At 47.6% G+C, this 24120-nt stretch carries 21 protein-coding genes; 1 reads left to right on the top strand and 20 read right to left on the bottom strand.

Features of this window, described 5'->3' with window-relative positions; genetic code table 11:
* Window positions 1–5: 5 nt before the first annotated feature.
* The 19 genes from rpe to AB4Z17_RS19665 all read right to left on the bottom strand — a co-directional run bounded on the left by rpe (window position 6) and on the right by AB4Z17_RS19665 (window position 21405).
* Window positions 6–650 carry a ribulose-phosphate 3-epimerase gene (gene rpe / locus AB4Z17_RS19755; protein ID WP_430055067.1) on the bottom strand — a complete coding sequence of 215 codons (645 nt, stop codon included), beginning with the start codon at window positions 648–650 and terminating at the stop codon, window positions 6–8.
* A 5-nt stretch (window positions 651–655) separates the two neighbouring features.
* Window positions 656–1630: a ribosome small subunit-dependent GTPase A gene (gene rsgA / locus AB4Z17_RS19750; RefSeq protein WP_256710896.1), complete on the bottom strand. Its 975-nt coding sequence runs from the start codon at window positions 1628–1630 to the stop codon at window positions 656–658.
* Window positions 1581–3689 (bottom strand): Stk1 family PASTA domain-containing Ser/Thr kinase, encoded by a 2109-nt coding sequence (gene pknB, locus AB4Z17_RS19745; RefSeq protein WP_441912274.1) that lies wholly within the window; start codon window positions 3687–3689, stop codon window positions 1581–1583. The genes rsgA and pknB overlap by 50 nt, the downstream gene beginning before the upstream one ends.
* Before the next feature lie 5 nt (window positions 3690–3694).
* Window positions 3695–4456: a Stp1/IreP family PP2C-type Ser/Thr phosphatase gene (locus AB4Z17_RS19740; RefSeq protein WP_076268271.1), complete on the bottom strand. Its 762-nt coding sequence runs from the start codon at window positions 4454–4456 to the stop codon at window positions 3695–3697.
* 7 nt (window positions 4457–4463) lie between these two features.
* Window positions 4464–5510, bottom strand: coding sequence for a 23S rRNA (adenine(2503)-C(2))-methyltransferase RlmN (gene rlmN / locus AB4Z17_RS19735; RefSeq protein WP_076268270.1), 1047 nt, complete (start codon window positions 5508–5510; stop codon window positions 4464–4466).
* A 101-nt stretch (window positions 5511–5611) separates the two neighbouring features.
* On the bottom strand, window positions 5612–7126 hold the full coding sequence (gene rsmB / locus AB4Z17_RS19730) for a 16S rRNA (cytosine(967)-C(5))-methyltransferase RsmB (protein ID WP_441912273.1): 1515 nt from the start codon (window positions 7124–7126) through the stop codon (window positions 5612–5614).
* On the bottom strand, window positions 7123–8079 hold the full coding sequence (fmt, locus tag AB4Z17_RS19725) for a methionyl-tRNA formyltransferase (RefSeq protein ID WP_441961561.1): 957 nt from the start codon (window positions 8077–8079) through the stop codon (window positions 7123–7125). Before fmt ends, rsmB begins: the two co-directional genes overlap by 4 nt.
* Before the next feature lie 4 nt (window positions 8080–8083).
* A complete protein-coding gene (gene def, locus AB4Z17_RS19720) occupies window positions 8084–8569 on the bottom strand; it encodes a peptide deformylase (protein ID WP_218639590.1) in 486 nt (161 codons plus the stop codon).
* Between the two features lie 42 nt (window positions 8570–8611).
* Window positions 8612–11104 (bottom strand): primosomal protein N', encoded by a 2493-nt coding sequence (gene priA, locus AB4Z17_RS19715; RefSeq protein WP_441912272.1) that lies wholly within the window; start codon window positions 11102–11104, stop codon window positions 8612–8614.
* Window positions 11104–12315: a bifunctional phosphopantothenoylcysteine decarboxylase/phosphopantothenate--cysteine ligase CoaBC gene (gene coaBC, locus AB4Z17_RS19710; protein ID WP_441912271.1), complete on the bottom strand. Its 1212-nt coding sequence runs from the start codon at window positions 12313–12315 to the stop codon at window positions 11104–11106. Before coaBC ends, priA begins: the two co-directional genes overlap by 1 nt.
* Before the next feature lie 256 nt (window positions 12316–12571).
* Window positions 12572–13096: a YfiT family bacillithiol transferase gene (locus AB4Z17_RS19705; RefSeq protein WP_441912269.1), complete on the bottom strand. Its 525-nt coding sequence runs from the start codon at window positions 13094–13096 to the stop codon at window positions 12572–12574.
* A gap of 111 nt (window positions 13097–13207) precedes the next feature.
* Window positions 13208–13753 (bottom strand): NUDIX hydrolase, encoded by a 546-nt coding sequence (locus tag AB4Z17_RS19700; protein ID WP_441961559.1) that lies wholly within the window; start codon window positions 13751–13753, stop codon window positions 13208–13210.
* Window positions 13754–13777: 24 nt separating this feature from the next.
* Complete coding sequence (locus AB4Z17_RS19695) at window positions 13778–13978, bottom strand: hypothetical protein (RefSeq protein WP_441961557.1); 201 nt, start codon at window positions 13976–13978, stop codon at window positions 13778–13780.
* Between the two features lie 327 nt (window positions 13979–14305).
* On the bottom strand, window positions 14306–14515 hold the full coding sequence (gene rpoZ / locus AB4Z17_RS19690) for a DNA-directed RNA polymerase subunit omega (RefSeq protein ID WP_053375625.1): 210 nt from the start codon (window positions 14513–14515) through the stop codon (window positions 14306–14308).
* Between the two features lie 16 nt (window positions 14516–14531).
* Window positions 14532–15149: a guanylate kinase gene (gmk, locus tag AB4Z17_RS19685; protein WP_441886903.1), complete on the bottom strand. Its 618-nt coding sequence runs from the start codon at window positions 15147–15149 to the stop codon at window positions 14532–14534.
* A 13-nt stretch (window positions 15150–15162) separates the two neighbouring features.
* Window positions 15163–15423, bottom strand: coding sequence for an extracellular matrix/biofilm regulator RemA (gene remA / locus AB4Z17_RS19680; protein ID WP_005548256.1), 261 nt, complete (start codon window positions 15421–15423; stop codon window positions 15163–15165).
* A gap of 326 nt (window positions 15424–15749) precedes the next feature.
* Window positions 15750–17639 carry a bifunctional homocysteine S-methyltransferase/methylenetetrahydrofolate reductase gene (locus AB4Z17_RS19675; RefSeq protein ID WP_441961555.1) on the bottom strand — a complete coding sequence of 630 codons (1890 nt, stop codon included), beginning with the start codon at window positions 17637–17639 and terminating at the stop codon, window positions 15750–15752.
* A 30-nt stretch (window positions 17640–17669) separates the two neighbouring features.
* Window positions 17670–18500 (bottom strand): diaminopimelate epimerase, encoded by an 831-nt coding sequence (gene dapF / locus AB4Z17_RS19670; RefSeq protein WP_441961553.1) that lies wholly within the window; start codon window positions 18498–18500, stop codon window positions 17670–17672.
* A gap of 121 nt (window positions 18501–18621) precedes the next feature.
* Window positions 18622–21405 (bottom strand): calcium-translocating P-type ATPase, SERCA-type, encoded by a 2784-nt coding sequence (locus tag AB4Z17_RS19665; protein WP_441961552.1) that lies wholly within the window; start codon window positions 21403–21405, stop codon window positions 18622–18624.
* Between the two features lie 178 nt (window positions 21406–21583).
* Between AB4Z17_RS19665 and AB4Z17_RS19660 the strand changes: the two genes are divergently transcribed.
* The gene (locus AB4Z17_RS19660) at window positions 21584–23347 is read left to right on the top strand and encodes an Rqc2 family fibronectin-binding protein (RefSeq protein ID WP_441961551.1); all 1764 of its coding nucleotides are present in this window, start codon (window positions 21584–21586) and stop codon (window positions 23345–23347) included.
* A 165-nt stretch (window positions 23348–23512) separates the two neighbouring features.
* On the opposite strand, the gene AB4Z17_RS19655 is transcribed toward AB4Z17_RS19660, so the two are convergent.
* On the bottom strand, window positions 23513–24120 hold a 608-nt coding region (locus AB4Z17_RS19655), incomplete at its 5' end, for a glycoside hydrolase family 18 protein (protein ID WP_441961549.1).

Below are 24120 nucleotides of genomic sequence, written 5' to 3'. Positions count from 1 at the left end.
ACCTCCTAGCGCAATACYGCGATTGCCGCGGCTCGGTCTACCTCTGAGAACACGGCGCTTCCTGCCACAAGCACATTAGCGCCAGCTTCACGAATGACTGCTGCCGTTGTTTGATTAACACCACCGTCAACCTGGACATGAACATCATCTAGTCCTTGCTCCTCCAGCATCGCACGAAGCTGGCGCAGCTTCACTAGCGAATAAGGAATGAACTTCTGTCCCCCGAATCCAGGGTTAACCGTCATAATAAGCACAAGATCAAGATCATGCAAAATAGGCTCCAGCACAGAAACAGGTGTTGCCGGATTAATCGCTACGCCAACAGGCAGCCCTTTTTCTCTTATGTAATGAACGGTTCTATGCAAATGCACGCAAGCTTCAGCATGAATAGTAATGCGGTCCGCGCCTGCTGCAATATAATCCTCAATTGAAAGTTCCGGACGTTCAATCATCAGATGCACATCAAAAGGAAGCTTCGTCACAGGCCTGATAGCTGAAATGACCGGCGGTCCAAAAGTTAGATTGGGGACAAAATGACCGTCCATCACGTCGATGTGAATCCAATCTGCTCCTGCCGCTTCGACAGCTTGAACTTCCTCTCCTAGCCTTGCAAAGTTGGCCGATAATATGGAAGGGGCAATAATCGTCATAATTGTTAGTACCTCCGTTTTTTCTCTCTCATCTCCGTCAAAAACAGCAAGTAGTGGTCATGCCTGCTTTTTTCTATTTTCCCGCTCTCAACCGCAGCAAGCACGGCGCAGCCTGGTTCGCTTACATGCGTGCACCCACGGAATTTACAATCGGGAGACAGCTCGCGCATTTCTACAAAACAATAACCTAAATCTTCGATTCCCAGCTCCTGAAAGTCCAGCTGGCTGAAACCTGGTGTATCAGCGACTAAGCCGCCTCCAATTTCAATAAGCTCCACATGCCTCGTTGTATGCTTGCCTCGTCCAAGACGATTGCTGATTTCATTTGTCTCCAGCTTAAGACCAGGAACAATCGCATTAAGCAGTGATGACTTGCCTACGCCTGATTGTCCGGCAAATACAGCCATATGGCCTTTCAGCTTTTCTTGAAATGGAGCAATGCCTTCTCCCAAACGAGAGCTTGTCCCGAACACTTCATATCCAAGTGCTCTGTATATACGATTAACGGAGGCAGCCGCAGCTTGCGCCTCCTCCGTTTCCAAACCGTCTTTCTCTAAGTCCTGCTTGCTTAAGCATAATACTGCTGGTATGCCAGCATGCTCGATATGCACAAGGAACTTATCCAGCAATTGCAAATTGAGAGCAGGCTCTGTAACCGAAAACACAAGAATCGCAAGATCGATATTCGCAACTGGCGGTCGAATAAGCTCTGATGTACGAGGCAGCAGCTCCTCGACGGTTCCTTCACCGTTCTCCGTCAAGCTATACATCACTGCATCGCCTACAAGCGGCGTTAAGCCCTTATTCTTAAAGACGCCTCTAGCGCGGCATTGGACTGTTGCCGAGTCCGACGCCGCATTCTCCGCTCTTACGTAGTAATAACCGCTGAGCGCTTTTACTATCGTGCCTTTGAGATGACCCTCTTTGCTATTATGGCTGTTGCTGCTCTTGCTGCTGCTCTTCTTCAATTGGCTCATCATTGTTTTGGGTAACCTCCGTTTGTGTCGGCGCTTCTGTTTCCTTCACTTCATTACCCGGAATAGTCAAATTGGATGAATTCGTGCCATTGACTATTTCTTTGTACGTAATTGTTTTGATATCAATAAACTGATTGTCTCGGAATACCGTTACTCTGGCTTCCGTATCCGGTGAGACAAGAACGGTAACTACGAAGGTTTCCATTCCTGTAATTTTACGTTTCTCTGATACAATATTTTCACCGCGTGCATCGGAGTATTCAATTCGAACTTCACTTGCTTTGCCTGCTTCCGCCGGTGAAATCATAATATTAAACTTATGCTCTTTCGCATCGGCTGGCGGCCCTGAGCTGACAGTGATTGTAATTTTTTCCCCTTTGGTTACTTTCTCATTAGGTTGGAATGGACTTTGGCTAATGACATGATCCTTCTCATGCAAATAACTCGGAGCATACAAAATATCAGCTTTGTCTAATGTAAGCTCGTATGCTTTGATCAAATCCTTGGCTACGTCAAGCGGCTTGTTAATTAAGTTAGGCATCTCAACGGTCTCGCGGCCTTTGCTGACTACGAATTTAAATTCAACCGATTCAGGATTGTAGGATTCACCCGGTTTTGGCGACTGCTGAATGATCGTATCTGGAGCTTCCTCACTGAAAACAGGATCTTCAATAACGATTTGATCCTCTGTTATCCCAAGTGCAATAAGCTCATCAATAGCGGTCTGCAGCGCTTTCCCAACATAATTATCAATTTCCTCTAGCTCAGGTCCGTCACTCACCGTTAATTGAATAAGGGAGCCTTCCTTCACTCGCATATTCATCTTTGATTGACTTATAACCTGATCCTTCGGAATTTCCTTGTTATGCTCGCGAATGGTTGGATCCTCTATCTTAAGCCCCGCGCCCTCAATCATTTGACGCGCTTCAATTTCGGTTTTGCCTACGACAGTAGGCACGTCTACTTCTGCAACATCAAGCACCCCAAGAAGTTTGATGAAGCCAAATATAATAATCGCCAGTATGAGCAGTGTAACACCTACGACAGTAAGCGGTTTTTTCCAGCTCTTGGACTTTGGCTGCAATTCAACTTCTTTTTGCTGCTCATCATTTGCCGAGCTGACAGGCCGCGCGATCTCTTGTGTTGTTTCTGCTGGCCGAATATCGCCGCGAATAGCAGGCATCACTCGCGTCTCTTCCAAATCATTAACATGTGCGAATGTGATTTTGGGTTCCTTCAACCGATCGGGACGAAGGCAGGTATCCAAATCCAGCAGCATTTCATGTGCTGAATTATAACGTTCACTTGGATTTTTACGCATCGCTTTGAGAATAACATTCTCAACGCTTTGCGGAATATGCGGATTAACGATTCGCGGCTCCTCGAAATTTTCTTGCAAATGCTTCAAAGCTACGCTGATTGGGCTCTCGCCAAGAAACGGCAGCTTAGCTGTCAGCATTTGATAGAGCACGATGCCAAGCGAATATAAGTCAGACTTTTCTCCGGTATTGATTCCTTTGGCATGCTCAGGGGAAAAATAGTGAACCGATCCGATAACCGAGCCTGTCTGTGTAATCGTGGATGAAGTAACCGCCCTTGCGATACCAAAATCCGTAACCTTTACACGACCATTTTTGCCAATTAATATATTATGCGGCTTAATATCACGATGAATAATGTGATTTTGATGCGCGTGATCAAGCGCATCTGCAATTTGCATAGCAATGCGCACCGCTTCATCTGGCTGCAACGGCGCTCGTTCTTGTATAATTTCATTCAAATTATGGCCTTCAATATATTCCATAACGATATAATGCGTATCTTCTTCTTGTCCTACATCATAAATGCTGACGACATTCGGATGAGATAGCGCAGCTGCTGACTGTGCTTCACGACGGAATCGGCGAATAAATTCTTCATCATGCACAAATTGCTGCCGCAGCACCTTCACTGCGACTTTTCTATTTAGCAGCACATCATGCGCTTTATACACAAGCGCCATCCCGCCGCCGCCTATGCGAGTCAATATTTCATAACGTCCGCCTAAATCCTGTCCAATCATCCTTGTCACCCCTCTCGATTCGTGCCAGCTGCTTCTTGGAGAAGTACGACAGTTATATTGTCGTCCCCGCCTGCTTGCAGCGCAAGCGAAATGAGATGATCAGCTTTTGCATCCAGCTCAAGTTGATCCGTCGTGACCGTTTGCAGCATTTCCTGATCGCTCACCATATTTGATAATCCATCGCTGCACAGCAGCAGCACGTCCTGTGCGGACCATTCTACCGCTTGAACATCGATTTCAACTTGAGAATCCGTACCAACTGCACGAGTCAGTACGTTGCGCCTTGGGTGGTGAGCAGCCTCCTCTGCGCTAAGCTGGCCAGACTTGACCAATTCATTCACAAGTGTATGATCATTCGTTAATTGTGTAATGACGCCCTCGGTAATCTTGTAAGCGCGACTGTCTCCCACATGGCCAATAATAGCGTTGTCCTGTTTCACTAAAGCGGCCACGATCGTAGTACCCATATTCCGATACTGCTCGTTCTGGGAAGCAAGCTCAAAGACAGCGTCATTCGCCTGCGAAATCGCTTGTCTTATGAGCATTTTTCCTTCTTGCAGAGACAAGTCCTCTTTAGCGGCGCTTTTCTCCAGCATGCTTCGGAAAGCGTCAACTGCCCTTTGGCTTGCAACGTCTCCAGCCTGATGGCCGCCCATGCCATCAGCTACGATGGCAAGCGTTACTCCATTATTCAGTTGACTTACCCATGATTGGTCTTCATTGACATGACGAACCCGTCCAATATCACTGCGGTTTGCCGTTAACAATCAATCATCACCTCGCCTGAGACTCCATATGTTTTGCTCTTAATTGGCCGCATGCAGCTGCAATGTCATGCCCTTGTTCCCTGCGGATCGTTACACTCACTTTATTTTTCTCAAGTACACGCTGGAATTCAAAGATGTCCTCGCGCGGAGTCCGAACATAATTGCGTTCAGGAACATGGTTTACAGGAATCAAGTTAACATGGCACAACATTCCTTGCAGCACATCTGCCAGCTCCTGCGCATGCTCAGCTTGATCATTAACACCGCCGATCAAGGCGTATTCAAATGTTATTCTCCGGCCAGTCTTCGCAATATAGTTATGGCAAGCTGCCATTACATCAGCAAAAGGAAAACGACGGTTAACCGGCATGAGCTTTGAGCGAAGCGCATCATTTGGCGCATGGATCGATAGCGCCAAGTTGATTTGTGTATTCTCCTCGGCAAACTTGTACATGCTCGGCACGATGCCGCTAGTCGAAACCGTAATGTGGCGCTGACCGATGTTAAGGCCTTTCTCGTGGATCATAATACGCAAGAAAGCCATCGTTGCATCATAGTTCTCGAACGGCTCCCCAGAACCCATAATAACGATGCTAGATACGCGTTCTCCGGTAGCATCAAGCATCATCTGAGCTGTAACAACCTGCGCTACGATCTCGCCCGCAGTCAAGTTGCGTTTCAAGCCGCCAAGCGTCGAAGCACAAAACGTACAGCCGATTCGGCAGCCGACCTGTGTCGTTACACAAATACTGTTGCCGTAGTTATGGCGCATAATAACAGTCTCAATCGCGTGGGCATCATGGAGTCCGAATAGAAACTTCACGGTTCCGTCCTTTGATTCAAACTTTGTAATCTCATTAAGCGTAATAATTTGGAAGTTCTCCTCCAGCTTATCGCGAAGGGCTTTCGATAGGTTGGACATATCTTCAAAGCTCTTTACCCGCTTCACATATAACCAATCAAACAGCTGTCCGCCGCGAAATGCCGGCTCACCATTATCTGTCATCCATTGTTGAAGCTGTTCGAGCGTGTAGTCATATATGCATGGTTTCATTTCATCACACCTGTACCTTTATAGTAGGACGGCTCATAGAAGCTGAACACCGCCATCGATTTATTTTACCACAAACGCCCATGTTCAGCCATAAGCAGCGATTATGGACGCTTTACCATCCTTGCTATGAAAAATCCGTCACTGTCAAAATGCTGCGGAAGCAACTGAGCTTGACCATTAAAATGCTCATCGATGGCTCCAGCTTTCATCAGCTGATCGACAATAGCCTCTGGCCAATTGCGATCCAATTCAAATTCAGGATGCTCCTGCAGAAACCGAGCTACTTGCTGCTCATTTTCTTCCTTCTCTATCGTACATGTACTATAAACAAGCACACCGCCAGGGCGCACTAAATCACATACTGAATGCAATAAACGCTGTTGAATGGCAGCGATATCCGATACATCACCTGCGGTTTTGGTCCATTTGATTTCCGGCTTGCGTCTAATAACGCCGAATCCAGAGCATGGTGCGTCAAGCAGCACGGCATCCATCGATTGCGGTTTGAAGCGCTCGCCTAATTTGAGAGCATCTTCGGTAATCGCTTCAACATTGCGCAGCTTCAAGCGCTCGGTTTGCGTCACGATTAAATCACGTTTATGCGCATGCAAATCATTCGCCCACACCTTGCCTTTGCCGCCCATCAGTTCTGCCAAATGCGCGCTCTTTCCACCTGGTGCCGCGCAGCAATCCAGCACTTGCATGCCGGCTTTTGGCGCTACAACTTCAGCTACCAGCATGGAGCTTTCATCCTGTACCGACCATACTCCCTCGCGGAATCCGTCAGTATCGGCCAGATTGCCTCCGCGATTAATCGTAATACCTGCAGGAGCAATGACAGAAGGCTCAGCTTCATATCCAGCTGCTTTTAGAAGCTCGATCGCCTCTTCACGATTGCCTCTTAGCGTATTAGCGCGAACGCTTGTATGCGGATGCTCATTGCCCGCTGCGCAAATAGCTTCTGCCTGCTCATAACCGTATGCCTTAGCCCAGCGGCTTACTAGCCATTCTGGATAGGAATGCCGCAGCGCAATTTGCATAATTGGATCTTTATGTTTAATTTCAGATGGCTGCAGCTCAGCTCGTCCGCGATCGATACTGCGGAGCACGCCGTTAACCATACCTGAAATACCGGAATGTCCGCGTTTCTTTGCAATCGTAACCGCTTCATTCACAGCAGCATGTGCCGGAATGCGATCTAAGTACAATAGCTGATAAGCACTCATTCGAAGCAGCTGATGCACCCAAGGCTCAAGCTTATTCAGCCCTTTGGATACAAAGCGGCTAAGCCAGTAATCAAGCGTCACTTGTCGCTGAATCGTGCCGTAAACAAGCTCGGTAACAAGCCCGGCGTCCGCTCGCTGCAAACCTGCATCCTGCAATGTGCGATTAAGCTGCAAATTGCTGTATGCACCGGTTTGTGCGACCTTTACTAATGTATCCATTGCCAGCTCACGCGGAGATTTCACCTTGCGCGGCCCCGGCTGCTGTTGTCCATTTTGAGCAGACTGCCCGCCGGCAGCAGGTCGTTTATGACCTGCTTTCGCTCCGGATTTTCCTTTTGCCCGGTTGCTGCTATTGCGATTTGGACTTGGTTTTTGTGTACTTTCCGTCATGCTGCTCCACCATCTCCTAATCGTGTGCCCGCTTCTAATCGTGCACCCTTAAGCCAATCTGCTGCGGTCATCGTTCTTTTTCCAGCGGGCTGAATTTCTTTCAGCACTAGTACGCCTTCACCCGTTTGAACATGAATGCCGCTGCTGTCTGCTGCAACTACGGTCCCTGGCTCAGCAGCAGCATTAGCCGCTGTGGCTGCCGAAGGCACTCCGCAATTCCACACTTTGAACACTTCTCCGKTTAAGTACGTAAAGGCGCCGGCCATTGGCGACAAACCTCGCACCTGATTAAAGATGGCACGCGCAGGTCTTGTCCAATCAATTCGTTCATCATCGCGGGTCAAATTCGGTGCATAGGTTGCTTGCTCATGCTGCTGCGGCTCGGCTTTTACTTCTCCCGCAACGATAGCAGGAAGCGTCTTGCCGAGCAGCTCAGCACCTGCGATGCTCAGCTTCTCAAACATCGTGCCCGATGTATCCTCATCGGTAATTGGAAGCTCCACGACGCTAATCATATCGCCGGTGTCCAGTCCTTCTGCCATATACATAATCGTCACGCCAGTTGAACTCTCGCCATTTATGATCGACCGCTGTATAGGTGCGCCGCCGCGATATTTCGGCAGCAGCGAGCCATGCACGTTGATACATCCAAGTCGAGGGATTTCCAGCAGCGCCTTAGGCAATATTTGGCCGTAGGCTGCCGTTACGATAAGATCCGGCTGCATCTCAGCAACCATTGCAACCGCCTCCGCACTTCGCATGCGCTCAGGCTGGAGCACTGGCAGTCCAAGCGACAACGCCGCTTCCTTTACAGGCGGCGGCGTCAGCGTTTTTTTGCGGCCCTTCGGCCGATCAGGCTGTGTAACAACAGCGACAACATTATATTGCTGCTCAAGGAGCAGCTTCAAAGAGGGAACGGCAAATTCTGGCGTCCCCATAAATACGATACGCATGAAGCTATTCGCCGCCTTTTCTAGCTCTTTCCGAAATGTCGTAGATGCTCTCCGCCAAATCGGTAAACAAAATGCCGTTCAAATGATCAACTTCATGCTGGAACGCGCGAGCGAAGTAACCAGATGCTTGAACGGTAAACGTCTGTCCGCTGCTGTCTTGTCCGGTTACCACAATGCGATCAGCACGCAGCACGTCGCCATTAAGATTCGGAATGCTAAGGCAGCCCTCAGGACCAAGCTGCTCTCCTTCTTGCTCTACGATGACGGGATTAACCATCTCGACCAAACCATTCTCATCGCCTACATCTACTACAATAACACGCTTCGAAATGCCGATTTGAGGAGCTGCAAGACCTACTCCCTCTGCATCGTACATCGTCTCAGCCATATCTTTTAACAGCTTTTGCAAGTTAGCATTAAATTTCGTTACTTCCTTCGCCACTTCCCGCAATACCGGATCTGGCTCTTTTACAATTATACGGATACTCATAGTATTCCCTTCCTTTACGTTCATTAAAATAGTAATAGCTATTTATAATATAACTTGTGGATCTACGTCAATACTGAATTGCACCTGGCGCTGCGGCGGTCCATCCGTAAACGGGACGAGTGCCTTGCGAACAAGGGCCGATGCATCGATACTCCCACGATATTTTATCACACATTGAAAACGGTAGCGATCTTTCATTCTAGAAATCGGCGAAGCTACTGGCCCAAGCACCTCCAGCGCTCGACCAAAACCGCTGCTGAGCGAAATAAGGACGCCTTCATTTTCCGCTAATTCTCGCAGATCAGAAGCAAACCGTTCACTAATGGAAGATAGCAGCGGCAGCTGCTCATGAGACATCGTAACGAGAATCAGTCTGCAATAAGGCGGATAGCCCATTGCACTGCGATGACGCAGCTCTTCACTCACAAAAGCAGTATAGTCATGCTGCTGAGCGGTTACTACAGCATAATGCTCGGGAGCATAGGTTTGAATGACGACTTCGCCTGGCAAATGATGCCTGCCTGCACGTCCCGCAACCTGTGTAAGCAATTGAAACGTTCGCTCCGCTGCGCGAAAATCAGGCAAATTAAGCGATGTATCGGCAGCAATTACGCCAACTAGAGTAACAAAAGGAAAATCAAGACCTTTCGCTACCATTTGCGTACCGAGCAGTACATCCGCTTTACGCTCGCCAAACTGCTTCAGAAGCTTTTCATGCGAATTCTTTTCTGTAGTTGTATCCACATCCATGCGAATAACACGAATGCCCGGGAACAGCTTTGAGAGCTCTTCCTCAACCCGCTGCGTTCCCGTTCCAAAATAACGAATATGCTCGCTTTGACAAGAAGGACATGTGGTTGGGGCCTGCTCGGCATGCCCGCAATAGTGGCAGCGCAGCGCCCGTGATTTCTGATGATAGGTCAATGAAATATCGCAGTGGGGACAAGCTGCAGTATAGCCGCAAGACCTACACATCACAAATGTTGAGTAACCGCGTCTATTTAGAAGCAGTACGGATTGCTCTCCGCGCTCGAGCCTATCAGCAAGCGAGCTGTGCAGCAAGCGGCTGAACATCGAGCGGTTGCCTTCCTTCAGCTCCTCGCGCATGTCGATAACGGCAACCGGCGGAAGCGGTCTGTCGCCTACACGGCTAGGCATTGGCAGCAATGCCGGCTCGCGGCCTTCGTCACGGGCAGACAGCGGCCGGCTAGCCGCTGCAAAGGATTCCAGCGATGGCGTTGCCGAACCGAGAACGACTGCCGCTCCATGCTGCTTCGCTCTTCTGACCGCCACATCGCGAGCATGATACTTCGGACTTTCCTCCTGTTTATAGGAGGATTCATGTTCTTCATCAATTATAATAAGCCCAATTCGTTCAAATGGTGCAAAAATAGCGGAACGTGCGCCAATGGCTACCTGAACTTGGCGGCTGCGAATTTTTCGCCACTCATCGTATCGCTCGCCATTCGAAAGCCGGCTATGCAGCACAGCAACTGCGTCGCCAAACCGTCCTTTAAACCGCTCAACCATTTGGGGAGTCAGCGAAATTTCAGGAACGAGTACAATGGCCTGCTTCTCCTGCTCCAAGCAAAATTGAATCGACTGCAAATAAACTTCCGTTTTCCCGCTTCCCGTTACGCCATGCAGCAGCATCGTCTGAGGCTCGCCCGCATCAACAGCTCTAACGATACGGTCATAAACATCTTTCTGGCCTTCTGTCAGCTCTAGCGGAGTCGTACGTTCAAATTCTCTACCCGCGTAAGGATCGCGCTGCTGCTCTACCTCTCTAAGCTCAAGCAGTCCTTTCTCTGCGAGTGAACGAACACTTGCCGCAGAGCCCCCTGCCAAAGTGAGCAGCTGCTGCAGCGCCAGTGGTCCGCCATGCTCCAGCATAAAGGCAAGAACTTCACGCTGCTTAGCCGCACGAGAAGGCAAGGCTTCCATCTGTTCGCGTACAGCCTCCACATTATCTGGCACATATACGGTCAGCACCTTGCGTACAGCAAGTCGATCGCGAATTGAAGTYTGTTCGACCAGCACACCTTCGCGAAGAGCAGCCTTGACGGCCTTTGCATGCTCAGGAAAACGCTCCTGCAGCACTTCAAGTTTAACAAGCTGTCCACTGCCACCTAGCCACTCCAGCATAGCTGGCGGCAGATCCACTATTGCAGCTTCTTCGTCTTGAATGCCAACCAGCCGTTCTGCCTTTCCCTTCAAGGCTGCCGGAATCATAGCCTGAAGCGCTGTCGTCCATGAGCAACAATATTTATCGCTCATCCATTTCGCAAGTTCAATAAGATCCGGCAATAAAGGCGGAACATGATCGAGCAGCTCTGAAATCGATTTTAATCGATTTATAGCAACATCTGTCGTCTCCGATAATTCCGTGACAAATCCTTGCAGGACGCGGCCGCCAAAAGGAACGCCAACGCGGCTGCCGACCTCAATCCAATCTTCAAAGGCTGCAGGCACTTCATAGTCAAACGGCCGATCCGTCTGGCGGCTCGGCACATCAACAATTACTTTAGCAATCATTAGCCGTTCCCTCCAGAAGACACTAGCCGCCCTGCAATCAACTCCAGCAAGCGATTCGCAACCTCACGCTTAGACAATAGCGGCATCTTCTCCACAAGTCCTTCTGCGCCATATACTTGCACAATATTGGTATCTCCGTTAAAGCCTGCTCCGTCCTTGCTTACATCATTAGCAACGATGAGGTCGCAATGCTTGCGGCGCAGCTTGTCCATCGCATAATGCTCGATCTGCTCCGTTTCTGCCGCAAAACCAACAAGAAACTGCTTCTGCTTGCGCTGTCCCAATGTCTCCAAAATATCCGTTGTACGCTCTAGCTCGAGTACGAGCTTCTCGCCTTTTTTCTTCATCTTCTGATCGCTCACATGTGCCGCTCGATAATCGGCTACCGCTGCCGATTTCACGACAATATCCATATCGTCATAGATGCTCGTAACAGCTTCAAGCATTTGCTGCGCGGACTCCACATGAATGACCTTCACACCTGCAGGAGGCTCTGCTGAGGTACGGCCCGCAACTAAAGTTACATCAGCGCCCATCATCAGCCCCGCCTCAGCAATTGCAAAGCCCATCTTGCCTGACGAGTCATTGGTCAAATATCTTACTGGGTCCAGTCGCTCAATCGTTCCACCCGCGGTAACAAGCAATTTTTTCCCTTTTAGCTTTCCGTTTTTGCTAAACCACGAGTCGATTGCAGCTACGATATCTTCCGGTTCAGCAAGGCGTCCTTTGGCAACATAGCCGCATGCGAGCTGCCCGGTGCCAGGCTCAACAAACATCACGCCGCGCGACGCCAGCAGCTCCAAATTATGGACAACGGCTGGATGCTCATACATATGTACATTCATCGCTGGCGCTATGAGTACCGGACAAGTAGCAGCAAGCAGCGTTGTGCTAAGCATATCATCAGCGTGACCTCCGGCTAGCTTTGCTATTGCATTAGCAGTAGCCGGAGCAATGACGATTAAATCCGCATGATCTGCCAAATGAATATGAGAAACTACCGCAGGATCTCTCTCATCAAACGTATCGATATATACGGGATTGCGAGATAACGTTTGCAACGTGAGCGGCGTTATAAATTTTGTTGCCGATTCAGTCATGATGACGTTCACATTAACGCCCGCCTGCACCAGCTTGCTGCAAAGCGCTGCGCCTTTATAGGCTGCAATTCCGCCTGTGATGCCGAGTATAATTGTTTTTCCTTTTAGCATGGTGTATCTCCCGTCAAGCGTAAACAGCAAAACTCATCCTTTGGCGGCAATAGCCCGTTTCATGATGAAATATAAACTGCTTTCACAATATGTTAACATCAAATTTTATGTTTCAAATGCAAACGGCAGAAGCCGCCCAATGGCAGATAAGCTCGTTACGCGATAAAATGATAAGCCGCATAATAAGTATCTAGCTTATCATGTTATATTATTTGAAATGTGTAACTTTATTTGTCAATGATAATTACGAATTGTGCTACCAATCCTTGCGTTCCCTTAAGCTTGTAATTTGGGCAACATGATGTTTGCCATGCCAAGCTACAAATCCAAGAAAATAAGCTAATCCAATTTGACTGCCCTTCTCTGGATGATAGAACATTTTTTCGAAATCTGAAGCATTCATTGAACGAAGCAGCAATACCCAGCGTGCATAAATACCCTCTACAATCGCTAAGCTGATATCTGTCGATGCTTGCAGGCTGTCAGCGGTTTCTGCCCAGCGTTCCCCGTTAAAGGGCTTAATCGTCGGATTGAACTCCGTCAGGGCTAGCTTGAATCGTGTGAAACTATTCATTGATGCATCTGCCAAATGATGAACGACCTGGCGCAAGCTCCATCCGCCGCTTCGATAAGACGTATTCAACATGTCTTCATCCAAATCTGCCAAAGCTGCTCTTAGCTGTCCTGGGAGCTTCTCAATCTCTACAATCCATTGTTCACGCTGCTTAACCGTCATTCCCTCGAACGAGTACCTGCCAATTGGATAACGTAATTTGTCCATTCCGTTCCCTCCTGTTCATTCGTCCTGCACCTGCAAACACTGCTTCTATCATATCATATGCGGCAGAAAATTCTAAGTAATCCATTCACATTTCAAGCTGTAATTTATGTTTTATTTCGCTTGATTAAGCGCTGCTTTTCTTAACTGATGAGCAAGCTTGTACAGCTCGGCAATATCATATCTGCCTATTTGCTCGAACCTACCTACTGCCTCGTCAATATCCACGACATCAACGGCAATGACTTGCTCGCCGTCTGGCGGATTAAGCGGTGCCTCCACCAGATTAACCTCGCCATAGCCGACTAGCCGCACAAAATGCGGATGCGGAATATGCGGCCTATATGGCTCAGCAGCAAACGAGCGGCATTGAAAGCAGCCAAACAACGTATAAGAAACCAATTCTGCACCAAGTTCTTCTTTCACTTCACGAACAAGGGCGTCCATATAGTGCTCGTTAGGCTCTAAAGTCCCTCCGGCAAGTTCCCATCTTCCGTCATCTAGCTTCATTACTACATATTGGTCGCCAACCGTAGGTATGATGCTAATATTGCTAACAGATTCTTCTGCCACTTCGTAATCAAGAGAGAAACAGTTTTCAACCAAACCCCATACTATGCCTTTAGATAATGTTGGAAAAGATTGCAGGCTTATATTCATTTTGATGTACGTCCTTATCGACTATTATTGGTTATTCATCATTTTCAGAAATTCAAAGATTCCAACTGACATGCCAATCCCTACAAGCACAATAAGAAAGCCAATAACAAAGTTCATCCATCCTGAGCGTTTGCGTCTTGGCTTAGCAACGAGCCGCTTGACCTGTTGATCGAGCTTGTCTAATGTCTCTTTTATTTCGCGGAGTTCCTGTTCATCTGCCATCATTCTCGCACTCACAGCCTCTCTTTGAAACGATATGGCCTGCTCAAACTCGCTTATCAACAATATGTTTGTTCTCTTTGATTTCTTTCCTCAGCATTTGGATCTCTGTATTAAGCATTTCCACTTGCTTGGTCAATTTAGACGAGTTTATTGAATCTCGGATAATAAATGACAATAGAAACAAGAAAACAACCATAATTATAATCGTAAAAAGAATGGGATCCACAGGATTGCTCCTTTCAAAAATTGTGAGCATTAAAAAAGAAAAAGGAGTGTAATACTGTCTCCAGTATACACTCCGCTGTTCTGTTTACTATAATAAAACAGATCTTAATCCTCTTTTGTTGCTAGGTTTTCCACTTGGAGAATGTCACCGTAAATTTCTTCTAGCGCCACACCAACATACTTGCGGGAGCGCGGGTTTTTAAGCTCCGACTTGTCTCCGTTGCGAAGCATGCGTGCGCGTCTTGAAGCTGCTACGACAAGCGTGTATTTACTGTCAACTTTTTTCACCATTTCATCAATGGACGGATATAACATCGTTCATTCTCCTCACTCATGCTTTCTCAATTGCGGCAACCATTCCCGAAACGTAAGGTAAATATCTTTCTCTGCGGCAATGCTCTGCAATCATGATGCTGCGAATACGATCGCATGCAGCATCTATCTCATCATTCAATACCGCATAGTCGTAGTGACCGAGCAAATTCATTTCTTCAACGGCCACAGACATGCGATTATTGATCGTATCCAATGTTTCAGTACCACGTCCGGTAATTCGCTGCTTCAGCTCATCCAAAGATGGTGGCAACAGAAATACGAAAATACCTTCGGGAAACTTTTGTTTCACCTTAAGCGCTCCCTGTACCTCGATCTCCAAAATAACATCCTTGCCGCTTTCTAAGGTGCGTTCAACGAAATCACGCGGTGTACCGTAGTAATTACCAACATATTCAGCATGCTCCAAAAGTGCGTCACGCGCAATCATATCTTGGAACTGCTCTCTGCTTTTGAAAAAATAATTCACGCCATCCACTTCACCCTGACGCGGTAGCCTGGTCGTCGCCGACACAGAATAAACCAGCTCAGGAACCTTGTTGCGAAGAACCGAACAAACCGTTCCTTTGCCAACCCCTGAAGGGCCGGACAATACAATTAACAATCCCTTATCCATATTACTCCCCGTACTATTCGTCGTTATCGTCGTCCTTAGTGGATAATCGGTGCGCAACTGTTTCTGGCTGAACCGCCGATAAAATCACATGATCACTATCCGTAATAATTACAGCCCGTGTGCGACGACCATATGTAGCATCGATAAGCATATGTCGGTCACGCGCTTCTTGAATGATCCTTTTAATCGGAGCCGATTCAGGGCTTACGATTGATATAATGCGATTTGCAGATACAATATTACCAAATCCGATATTAATAAGTTTAATAGCCAAGCCTCGTTCCTCCTCCGCCTACGGTCTTCCCTTGTGCATCTGTCTACAAATGTTCAAATACCTTTTATATTTTATAAATGTGAATACGACAAGTTCGCGTTCTTGCCAAATACCGACAGAACTACTGCACTATTGTTGACGAAAAAAGTGTCGGACATACTTCCGTTACAGGCTTTATAAGCCATTATAAACGATTTTAGGCAGCCTGTCCTTACCACGCTGAACATGTGCGGCATCTGTATCCATGATTCATTTTAATTGATTTTTCACGAACGAACAAGCGAAAATGCGAAAACAAGCAAAAAAAGGCTGTTTTCGCATCTATTTTATCGATTTAGTTGTGTACGCTCAGTCTTCTCCCAAACGTATTTGGTAAGCTGAACACCCATATCATAGAACATAAACGGTGTGATTAAATATATGCCATTAAAATGCGGCAAAGCAACGTCGAGCAGCTCCTTTGCAATTTGCACGCCTTCCGCTCGGCCCGCTTCCCCTTCRAGACCCGCCATGCGCTGGCGAACCTCATCAGATAGCTGGATACCAGGCACCTCGTTATGCAAATATTCGGCATTCCGTCCGCTGGCCAGCGGCATAATTCCGATAAATACAGGTACTGACAAATGCTTCGTTGATTCTGCGATTCTCTCAATTAAGCTTGGGTCATAGACAGGCTGTGTCATAATGTAATCTGCACCCGAAGTAATTTTACGTTCAAGCCGTTGGACCGCTTTGTCTAAATGCTTCACATTAGGATTAAATGCGGCGCCTACAACAAACTTCGCTTTTTGCTTAAGCGGCTTGCCTGAGAAGGCTGTTCCATCATTCAACTGCTTAATCATACGAATCATCTCGAAGGAAGTAAGGTCATAAACGGAGCTCGAATCCGGCAAATCGCCAAATCGGGCAGGATCTCCAGTTACAGCGAGCACATGATCGATATCGAGTGCATCAAGACCCATCATATGTGACTGCGTACCAATCAAGTTGCGATCTCGGCAAGCGATATGCACGAGCGGACGAATGCCTACTTTCTCCTGGACAAGCGCTGCGAGTGCAATGTTGCTCATTCGCGTAACAGCCAGAGAGTTGTCAGCCATCGTAACCGCATCCGCCTTTGCTTCCTTCAAAGCAGCAGCACCAGCCATAAATTTGCGAATATCCAAATCACGCGGCGGGTCAAGCTCAACAATAACGGTGTGGCGCTTCTGGACCAAATCTACAATGTTAGGCTCCTGCACCGTTTGTTTCAATGGCGCAGCATCTGCTGTATCAGCTGATTTTTCAACTGGCTTTACAACAATTCTCTCTGCTGCAGCCGAATGAACAGCTGCTTGTCCGAGCTGCGGAATATAACCATCTAGCGCCTCGGCAATTGCCTTAATGTGCTCAGGAGTCGTACCGCAGCAGCCGCCAATCAAGCGAGCGCCGCGATCTGCAAAGCGCAAGGCTGTCTCTGCAAAATATTCAGGTCCTGCGGGATACGTATATTTGCCATCAATATAGTCGGGTATACCTGCGTTCGGATATACCGATAATGGCAAGCCAACTGGCCCCGTTATCGAGTCGATCGCTCTCATAATCCCATTCGGGCCGCTGCGGCAATTAAATCCAACCATATCAGCGCCCTCTTCTTGCAGCAAATCGAAGGCTCCCTTCATGCCATTCCCGTCCTGCGTGCGGCCAACATCCTCGACTGCAAACTGGCAAATAACAGGAACATTCGACGCTGCTCTAGCAATCTTAAGGGCAAGCAGCATTTCATCAAGATCATAGAAGGTTTCCAGCAAAAGACCATCCACGCCCTCATCAAGCAGCGCATGCATTTGCCGCTGATAGGCTTCAATTACTTTAGCTGTTCGTAAATTTTTCAGCTTGCCGTCTCGAATGGAGCCAACAGCGCCTACAACATAAGCATCATTGCCAATCGCTGCACGAGCTGCACGTACGCCAGCACGGTTAATTGCATCCATTTCGTCTTCTAAGCCATATTTCGAGAGCTTCTCAAGATTGGCTGAGAATGTGTTTGTCTCAATTACGCGTGCGCCGGCTTCATAGTAGCGACGGTGAATATTCTCGATTACATCGGGACGGTTCGTATTGATTTCCTCATAAGAAACGCCGACAGGGAACCCCATCTGATATAGATAGGTTCCCATCGCGCCGTCCCCGGTTAAGATACGCTGCTGGAGCGCTTCCCTCAAATCCGGTTTCATTATATTCATACCACCCATCTTACTTTGCTCTTAAAACTCGCCGCAGAATGATACTGCAGCTGGTCCAGACATATATACATGATTATCGGATTCATTCCACTCAATCAATAGGTCGCCGCCTTTGAGTGAAACCGTTGCTGTCCGATCTGTTGCGCCAGTGAGTACAGAAGCAACTACAGTTGCGCAAGCGCCTGTACCGCAAGCTAGCGTTGGTCCTGCACCGCGCTCCCAGACGCGCATATCGGCATGCGTACGGGAGTTCACCGTAACGAACTCAACATTTATTTTGCGTGGAAATAACGGATGTGTCTCAAGTTTGGGACCCCAAGTGCCTAGATCAAAATTCACAGCATCATCAACATAGATGACACAATGAGGGTTGCCCATCGATACAGCTGTAAAACGGAATTCACGACCGTCCACCTCTATCGGATGTTCAACGACTTGCTCCGCATCGATTGTTGTTGGTACGCGTTGGCCATTTAGAATCGGCTCTCCCATATCTACGCGCACAGATGACACTTTGCCATCTTGAACGGTGAGCTGCACTTTTTGAGCGCCTGCGCCAAGTGTTTCGATTGTAATCTCTTCTTTATCGGTTAAGCCATTATCATACACATATTTAGCGACGCAGCGAATGGCGTTGCCGCATTGCTCAGCTTCTGAGCCATCAGAATTAATAATGCGCATACGGAAATCCGCGATTTCTGAAGGCAAAATATAAACGAGACCATCTGCCCCGATTCCAAAAAACCGGTTGCAAAGCTGTATCGCTAATTCCGCAACATTTTCTGGAAGCTGCTGCTCGCCTGCAATCACCACAAAGTCATTTCCCAAACCGTTCATTTTTGTAAAATTCATCTGAATGCCCTCTCCTTGCTACATCTCTAGGTATGATAAAACTATGATTAATTGCTAATAGCATACCGCAAAGCAAGGAGAAAGGCTATTCATAATTTGTATCAAGATTTGTATTTTTTCGTTATCTTGCCGCGGTTTGAGGGCCTAACGGCCATTTCGTTTTACCTTTATTTTTCTTGGAAGTGCCGAATACACTGCCAATTCCCATTAAGAAAGTAGGAATTCCCGCAGCTACAAAGACGAGACACCATTCACGGAAGTTAAGTGGAACGGTTTTGAAGATAGGCTGCAATGCATCGATATAAAGCACTCCGACCATCAACACTAGCGAAGACAATACGGCAAGCACCAAATATTTATTTTGGAACGGATTACGGTGAAAAATGGAACGCGAGCTTCGGCAGTCAAATACATGGATGAGCTGTGCCATAACGAGAGTAGCGAAGGCTACCGTTTGCGCCTTCATCAGGTGCGCAGCATTGTTTGGACCGTCTTGAAGCGTAATCCAGAAAGCGCCAAGCGTACATACACCTATCAGAATGCCTCGGCTTATAATCTTCCAGCCCAGCCTGCGGGAGAAGATGCTCTCCTTTGCCGAACGAGGCTTTTGCTGCATTAAATCCTTTTCTGCCTGATCTACGCCAAGCGCCATTGCCGGCAGCCCGTCCGTGACCAGATTGACCCACAAAATTTGAATCGGAACGAGCGGAAGCGGCAATCCTGCCATCATCGCAAGAAACATGACGAGTATCTCACCAACGTTTGATGCTAATAAATAACGGATAAATTTTCGGATATTTTCATATATGCCTCTTCCTTCTTCTATAGCAGCTACAATTGTCGAGAAGTTGTCATCACTCAGAACGAGCGCGGACGCTTCCTTCGATACATCCGTTCCGGTAATGCCCATCGAAATTCCGATATCCGCTGCTTTGATCGCTGGAGCATCATTTACGCCGTCTCCTGTCATCGCAACAACATGTCCTTGGCGCTGCAGCGCTTTGACGATACGCAGTTTATGCTCTGGCGATACACGCGCGTATACATAAATATTGTCTACGAGCCGGTCGAGCTGTTCATCGGACATCGCCTCCAGCTGCTTGCCGCTCATTGCGATGCCTCCGCGCGGCATAATGCCTAGTTGACCAGCAATTGCTTCTGCTGTCAGCTGATGATCTCCAGTAATCATAACGGTTTTAATTCCCGCACGCCTGCAGTTCGTAATCGCTTCTTTCACTTCGCGGCGAGGCGGATCGATCATCCCAGTCAAGCCAACGAATACAAGCTGACTCTCTACGTCTTCTTCGGTCTCACAAGAGTCGGATGCGCGCAAATCCCGGTATGCAAGTCCCAATACACGAAGCGCTGACTGCGCCATAACCTCGCCTGCTTCAGCGCATTTGCGCTTCAGCGTTGCCGTAAACGGAACGACCTTCCCTTCCCAAAGAACATAAGAGCAATGATCCATCAGTAAATCAGGGGCGCCCTTGGTGCAAATAAGCCGCCCGCCTTGGTGTGATACTACAACTGACATCCGTTTGCGCTCCGAGTCAAATGGAAATTCCTTCTCCCGTTTATAAAGCGGCTCCAATGATTTGGCAGAGGAGCCCAGCTTAGCTGAAAGTACAGCAAGCGCACCTTCAGTCGGATCTCCCTTAAGTATCCACTCTTCATGCTGCTCCTTGTTTCTGCGCTTGCCCGTATCGACAGCTTCTACCTTCGACAGCTGTGCGTTATTGCACAAGGCGCTGACTTGAAGAAGACGTTTAATTGATAAATCATGCTTAATGTCAAGCGCATTGCCAGCTTCATAAATTGCACCATTTGGAACGTAGCCCTCACCGCTCACTTCAAGCTGTCTGCCGCCAATCCAGACATGGGTAACAGTCATTTTGTTTTGTGTCAGCGTCCCTGTTTTGTCCGAGCATATAACGGATGCGCAGCCTAATGTTTCAACCGAAGGCAGCTTGCGAACGATTGCCTTCCGTTTAATCATCCGCTGAACGCCAAGAGCTAAAGCGATGGTCACGATTGCTGGAAGCCCCTCTGGAATAGCTGCTACCGCCAAGCTAACACCTGCAAGGAACATGCCGTACGCTGGCTGGCCGTGCAAAATACCTGCAATGACTACCATAATCGTCAAGCCGATCGCCACAACGATTAATATTTTGCCTAACTGCTCTAAACGATGCTGCAGCGGCGTTTCCATCGATTCAGTCTGTTGAATAAGTCCAGCTATTTTGCCCATTTCCGTATCCATGCCTGTACGAATGACGACTGCGCGAGCAGTCCCCCTTGTGAGCATCGTTCCCATGAAGCCCATGTTGCGCTGATCACCCAAAGGCAAGTCTTCCTCTGCAATCGTTGCAGCGTGCTTACCAACGGGGACAGACTCCCCTGTCAAAGCGGACTCTTCCACATAGCAGCTATTGGCTTCAAGCAGACGCACATCAGCCGGAATGCGGTCTCCGCTTTCCAAATAAATAAGATCGCCTGCCACAAGCTCTTTCGCTGGAACGGTCAGTAGCTCGCCTCCGCGAATAACCTTGGCTGTCGGGGCGGATAATTCCTTAAGCGCCCGCAATGAGCGCTCCGCTCGAAATTCCTGCACGAATCCAAGTACGGCGTTGAGAGCAATGATCGCAACAATCGTAATTGCATCTAAATATTCGCCCAGCAAGCCAGAAATCAACGTTGCACCCATTAAAACGAGTACCATAAAATCCTTAAATTGATTAAGGAACAACAAAATCGGCGAGACACGCTTGCCCTCAGACAATTCGTTTTTTCCATTTTCTTCTAGACGTTGCGCCGCTGCCGACGTAGTCAGTCCTTGATCTGGGGAGCTGACTAATGCGTCAATCAGCTCAATTGTCCCCATTTGATGCCATTTCATTTGTTCCATGGTTTAACTCCCTCCTGTAATATGCCGAGCCAAGCAGCTAAGTTGTCGGCCCTTCGGACAGCCTTTATAGGGTAAATGTATTCGGACAGCCCTTAAAATATCCCATAAAAGACTTAAGTTTTTGGCTCAACTATGGCATGATAGAGAAAGACTTACAAAGGAAGCGAGGAACAACACCATGGCATTAGACGGCATCGTCACCCATGCAATTACGCAAGACCTACAGCGCTGTGTCGGAGCGCGTATACATAAGATTCACCAGCCTACCAATCATGAGCTTGTTTTCAGCATTCGCGGAGCCGGCATGCAGGGCAAATTGCTCTTGTCCGCCAACCCAAGCTATCCAAGGGTGCACTGGACAACCGGTACGTACGTCAACCCTATGGAAGCGCCTATGTTTTGCATGCTGCTTCGGAAGCATTGCGAAGGCGGACTAATTGAATCCGTTCGTCAGGTTGGTCGGGAGCGTATCATTCATATTGAGGTTAAACATCGGGACGAGCTCGGCGATTTATCGAATAAAACGATTGTTGTGGAAATTATGGGGCGTCATAGCAACATTATTTTGATGGACCCTTCAACCGGCCTCATTCACGATGGCATCCATCATGTAACGCCAGCCATAAGCAGTCACCGCATCGTATTGCCAGGCAGCACCTATACCTCTCCGCCTGAGCAAGGCAAACTTGATCCGCTTTCGATTGTGAACAAGCAGCAGTTTTTGGACGCTTTAAGCGATACGGATGAAGCCGCTCCTCTTTACAAAAGACTAGTCGACAAGCTAAGCGGCTTTAGCCCTTTGCTCGCCAAAGAGCTGGTTCATCGGGCAGGTGCAGATGTGCTACCAGAGGCTGAACAAGGTTCTGAGGAAAGCGTAGTGGCGGTTTGGAAGAGCTTCTCAACCTTTATGGAACAAGTAAAGCAAGACATTTATAAACCTACAATTAAAACCAACGCAGATACCGGTAAGTCCTTTTTCTCTGTCACTGAGCTTACGCATATCGATGGAGAAGAAACGGTATTTCCAGACATTAGTGCCTGCCTTGAAGGTTTCTACGGCAATAAGGCTGAACGCGATACCGTTAAGCAGCGTGCTGCTGACCTTATCCGATTCGTTCAAAATGAAAAAGCCAAAAATATTACTAAAATCAAAAAGCTTGAGGATACGCTCGTTGAAGCAAAGGATGCTGAAAAATATCGGGTGCTGGGCGAGCTTCTTACTGCCTATATGCATCAGATGAAGCGCGGCGACACAACGATTGAGCTCGTCAACTTCTACGATGAGGAGCAAGCTGTAATAAAGATTGATCTTGATCCGCATCTCACTCCTTCTGACAACGCTCAGCGTTATTTCCGGCGTTACACGAAGCACAAAAACAGTCTATCCATCGTGGCTGAGCAAATGGAGCTCGCTCGTACAGAAATTCAATATTTTGAAACCTTGCTTCAGCAGGTCGATAACGCCTCGCTTGGTGATATAAGCGAAATTCGTGACGAGCTCGTGGAACAAGGCTATATGAAGGAACGTGGACGCCGCGGTCCAAAGAAGAAAAAAACGCTTAAACCAACCTTGCTTTGTTATACCTCTTCCGAGGGGGTAACGATGTATGTCGGCAAAAACAACACACAAAACGAATACTTGACGAACCGCCTTGCTTCACCTTCTGACACATGGCTGCACACAAAGGATATTCCTGGTTCTCATGTCGTTATAAAAGGCGGAGACTTTGKCAATGCAACACTTGAAGAAGCCGCTATGCTCTCTGCGCATTATAGTCAGGCTCGCGACTCCAGCTCGATTCCAGTAGACTACACAACGATACGTCATGTACGTAAGCCAAGCGGTGCTAAGCCAGGGTTTGTTATCTATGACAATCAGAAAACATTGTTTATTACACCGGACGAGCGACGTATCAAATCGCTGGCATGCCAACTGAAATAAACAGTTCTAAGAGGTACTGCAACAAACTCGTTGGTGCCTGCATTCTCTTGATTTGCAGCGTCCGAAAATTTTCATCAAACAAAAGACAAAAGGGAATTTCCTTGGATAAGGAGTTCCCTTTTGTTGTATTTCAATAAAGCTTCCTGACCTCGTTTATTCCTCTATCTAATCCTCAGTGCCTAGCTCCTTGTTCAAGTTATCCGACAAGTATTGAATAATTCCATTCTCTGCATCCTGTGCATATTCCCATACCATCGCACCTGCTAGATCTTTATGCTTGATGTATTTGACCTTTTCTCGCAAAGCTTCTTTGTCTTCATAACTAATGAAGGTACTGCCGTTAAATAGGTAAGCTGCTTTTGCTTGATCGTCAAAATAACGCTTAAATCCATTTTTATCCAAATATTTATCCTCAATATTTCGATAATGAATATTTACTTTCTCGATATCGATTGGCTTACCCTTGGCAAAAAATCCATCTTCATCACTGTCCACATCTGTCCAGCCATATGAATAAGCTGGGATGCCAAGCAGCAGTTTCTTGCTATCAACTCCGTGATCCAGAAAAGCTCGCACGATCTGATCCACGCTTTGAGTCGCTTTATTCCCTTTATCTTTGTAAAGATTAGCATTAAATCCTGTCGTTTCAGACCATCTGCCAGTCAGATCGTAGCTCATGACATTGATGAAGTCGACATACTTTTCTACGGCCTTCACTTCTACATTTTTAAAATACCAATCTTGTGTACCTGCTGCAAAAGTAAGAATATACT

Origin of the sequence: Paenibacillus sp. TAF43_2, assembly GCF_052113545.1 — a bacterium.
In the GTDB taxonomy this organism is placed as follows: domain Bacteria; phylum Bacillota; class Bacilli; order Paenibacillales; family Paenibacillaceae; genus Pristimantibacillus.
The sequence above is the reverse complement of the archived record's forward strand: the minus strand, read 5'-3'. Positions and strand labels throughout refer to the sequence as shown.